At 38.1% G+C, this 3,274-nt stretch carries 3 protein-coding genes and 1 pseudogene; 3 read left to right on the top strand and 1 reads right to left on the bottom strand.

Going from position 1 to position 3,274, the window contains the following annotated elements:
• The 3 genes and pseudogenes from IQR33_RS05105 to IQR33_RS05095 form a co-directional block, all read left to right on the top strand.
• A pseudogene (locus IQR33_RS05105) lies at positions 1-947 on the top strand (pyruvate carboxyltransferase); the annotation flags it as partial.
• Entirely contained in the window at positions 931-1,566 is a 636-nt protein-coding gene (locus IQR33_RS05100) for an HAD family hydrolase (RefSeq protein WP_054701124.1), read from the top strand. The pseudogene IQR33_RS05105 and the gene IQR33_RS05100, both read left to right, overlap by 17 nt.
• Positions 1,567-1,568: 2 nt before the next feature.
• A complete protein-coding gene (locus IQR33_RS05095; RefSeq protein WP_017634976.1) occupies positions 1,569-2,249 on the top strand; it encodes a cytidylyltransferase domain-containing protein in 681 nt (226 codons plus the stop codon).
• 48 nt (positions 2,250-2,297) lie between these two features.
• Here IQR33_RS05095 and IQR33_RS05090 read toward each other — a convergent pair whose 3' ends face one another.
• Positions 2,298-3,161 (bottom strand): hypothetical protein, encoded by an 864-nt coding sequence (locus IQR33_RS05090; protein ID WP_182038448.1) that lies wholly within the window; start codon positions 3,159-3,161, stop codon positions 2,298-2,300.
• Positions 3,162-3,274 lie beyond the last annotated feature (113 nt).

The following is a 3,274-nucleotide window of genomic DNA, read 5'->3' as shown; positions in this document are numbered from 1 at the left end:
ATGTGACCGTTACCGGAATGGGACGAGGCGCTGGGAACGCCCAGACCGAAAACCTGCTCGCCGAACTTGATGGACTAGATAAATACTTGCCAACAGCAATATATGAACTAGTTATTCGCCATTTTGAGCCAATGCAAAGAAGATACGGTTGGGGCTCAAGCCTTCTATATTACTTGGGAGCCAAAAACGATATTCACCCAACTTATATTCAGAATATGCTTTCTAATCCTAATTACGGAACAGAAGAAATTGTTGGTGCTATCGAGCATTTAAAAAAGCTAGAAGGTACGACAAGCTATAATGGTGATGTCTTAGAAGAAGCGCTTACTGTAGGGAAAATAAGCCAACCAACTGAAAGCCAATCAGACCTATCAGGGATCTTTTCAGGAAAAGAAATTTTACTGGTCACTAATACGCCTAATGCTGCAACACATAGAGTCGCGATCGAGACATACATTAAGACTCGAAAGCCTATCGTAATTGGCATCAATACAAAGCATGAGATTAACACTGAGCTTTTCGATTACTTTGCTGTATCTCATAACTCTAAATACTTGTCAGAAAGCAGCCATTACTCAGAGGTAGCCAAACCCGTATTTTTGCCAAAGAACCGCTTTGACGAAGACGAGCTAAGTAAATTTAGTAATATTTCTATGATTGATTACAGTAGCACCATAGAGAAGGATACTCTCACCGCCCATAAAAACTACTGTACACTACCGTATGATAATACCGCTGCATATGCGTTATGTATCGCTTTTATAGGTCAAGCGCAGAAGATATCTCTCGTTGGTTTTGATGGTTATGATGTGACTGACCGACGCCAAATGGAAATGAATGAGATCTTTAGCATGGTTAGTCAGCAGTTTGGAAGTACATCAATTCAAGCGTTAACCCCAACCACTTATCCAGTAAAAGCAGGGTCTATTTATGCACCCGCTATTTAATGGCTATGATACTGTTATTTTTGACTGCGATGGCGTGATCCTAGACTCAAATAACCTCAAAATTGATGCCATGCGTAATGCTTTACGCATGGCCCAAGTATCAGAGCTCGAAATAGATAAGTGTTGCACTTATTTTAAAGCTAATTTTGGCAAATCGCGTTTTCATCATGTGAGTTACTTTGTTGAACATTTCATCACAAATGCAGATGAAGCATTGTACGAACGTATACTAAACTGCTACTCAAAGCAGTGTGAAGAGCTATACATGGAAGCTCAACTGACGCCTAATTTTATTGCAGCAATTACAGATTGCCCAGCCAAACTCTATGTAGCGAGTGGATCTGCTCAAGACGAATTACGAGAAGTATTTGTTAAAAGAGAGCTGGCGCAATATTTTACGTTAATTCTAGGATCACCTACCGCGAAAGCAGATAACGTTGCAACCATCCTAAAGGAGTCTTCAGGCGCGGCTCTAATGATCGGTGACGCATTATCAGACTTTCACGCAGCCAAAGAGAATAATATTGATTTTCTTGGCTATCTTCCTTTTTCAAATGTAAAAGAAGAGCTTGAAAGCTTATCAAAAAGTGAAGGTTTCAATATTCTAAGGAGTTGGTAAGCATGAGTGTCCATGTTTTTCTACCATGCCGGAAAGGCAGTGAACGTATCCCAAACAAAAATACCAAAGACTTTGCAGGTGTAAAAGGTGGGTTATTAAAAATCAAACTGGATCAGTTAATCAATATAACTGACCTAGATTCGATAGTCGTATCTTCAAACGATGACTTTGTACTGGATTTTGCTTCAACATATAAAGATTCTCGCATACGAATAGATGAACGCCCAGAGCACCTAGGGGCAAGTTCAACAAGCACTGATGATCTTATTAGATATGTTCCTTCGATTATTACTACGGGTCACGTACTTTGGACTCATGTAACCTCACCATTCTTAGACGAGTCAGGTTATAGCGCTATTATCAAACAGTATAATCAAGCACTCACGGAAGGTTATGATTCATTAATGACGGTCAAAGAACTACGTGGGTTTATTTGGAATAAAGATAAGCCAATTAGCTACGATCGTAATATAGAAAAATGGCCTAGAACTCAGACAATTGAACCTCTTTATGAAATCGATAGCTCAGTCTTTTTAAATAGTGTAGAAAACTACAAAAAGCTAAATGATCGAATTGGACTAAAGCCTTCGATGTACATACAGGATGCAGAGAGCTCAATTGATATAGATTGGCCAGAGGACTTTACTTTCGCTGAATCTATGTGGTTACAGAAAAATAAATGATCATCGGTAAATAGACATTACAATTGTAGCGTCTATTTACCTGTCATTTCATCGTCTAGGATAAGCATCGATCATAGAGAAACTAGACCTATTCACGATTTTTACCCCTTTGAGCTCAGCCCATTTATTTAACAATTGATGTGCATAAAACGTCAAGAAAGTTAATCGCATCAAGTCCGTCATATTAAAAGGTTTGACCTTTTGAGGATTTTCTAGGAGCGGCAACTTCTCTTCTTTTCCATAGAAATGCTTGTAGACCATATAAAGCTGGTTGCTCTCTTGATCAACATGGACATCATTATGGAAGCTCATATCCGCTCCAAATATTTCCACTGAATCATATTCACATAGAATTGCTACATACACAGCAAAGATAAGCACATTGACAGCTGGAGGTGCGACGATACCAGAAGATAGTGCCATTGGGCCATATTTAATATTAGTTACATTACTAGGAATTGCTCGCAGCACTTTTATCGTTATGTTGCTGTTTTTGATATTGCCTTGAATGAACTCTCTGTCAGCAAAGTCAGGAATAATCAATTGCATTTCCCAAGACACAAGTTCATTTAGATCTTTAAACAATTTATCTCTTTTTTCCACCAGAGAGCTATGGGTGGTTTCATCCCAGAAATAGCTATCAATTAAAATATATTTATTAGGTTTCAACGCCGTAAAATGCTCAGACTCTGAGAAATGATTAACAGCAATCACATCACTATCTGTACCAATACTATTAATATCTGACTTTAAGGATGGTCCATTACCTAAAACCGTACATTTCTCATGTGTACGATAAAAGTCTTTAGGTGAATCAGTGCTTTTATCGCTTCGCTTTTTGAATGAACGGAAAGTTGAAGAAAAATGCCTCTTCATACTTATCGATTGCTTTATATTTTTAATTTTATTCATCTTAACCTACGCAAAACTTTTAAAACCGTTCGATAATCCAGCGTTTTAACAAAATAACAAATCGCTTCGCTGTACAAAGCAGACTTTGATTGTGAAAGTGATGCCATAAACTC

Origin of the sequence: Vibrio sp. OPT46, from assembly GCF_015163535.1 — a bacterium.
Taxonomy (GTDB): domain Bacteria; phylum Pseudomonadota; class Gammaproteobacteria; order Enterobacterales; family Vibrionaceae; genus Vibrio; species Vibrio alginolyticus.
This window is presented reverse-complemented; position numbering and strand designations above follow the sequence as displayed.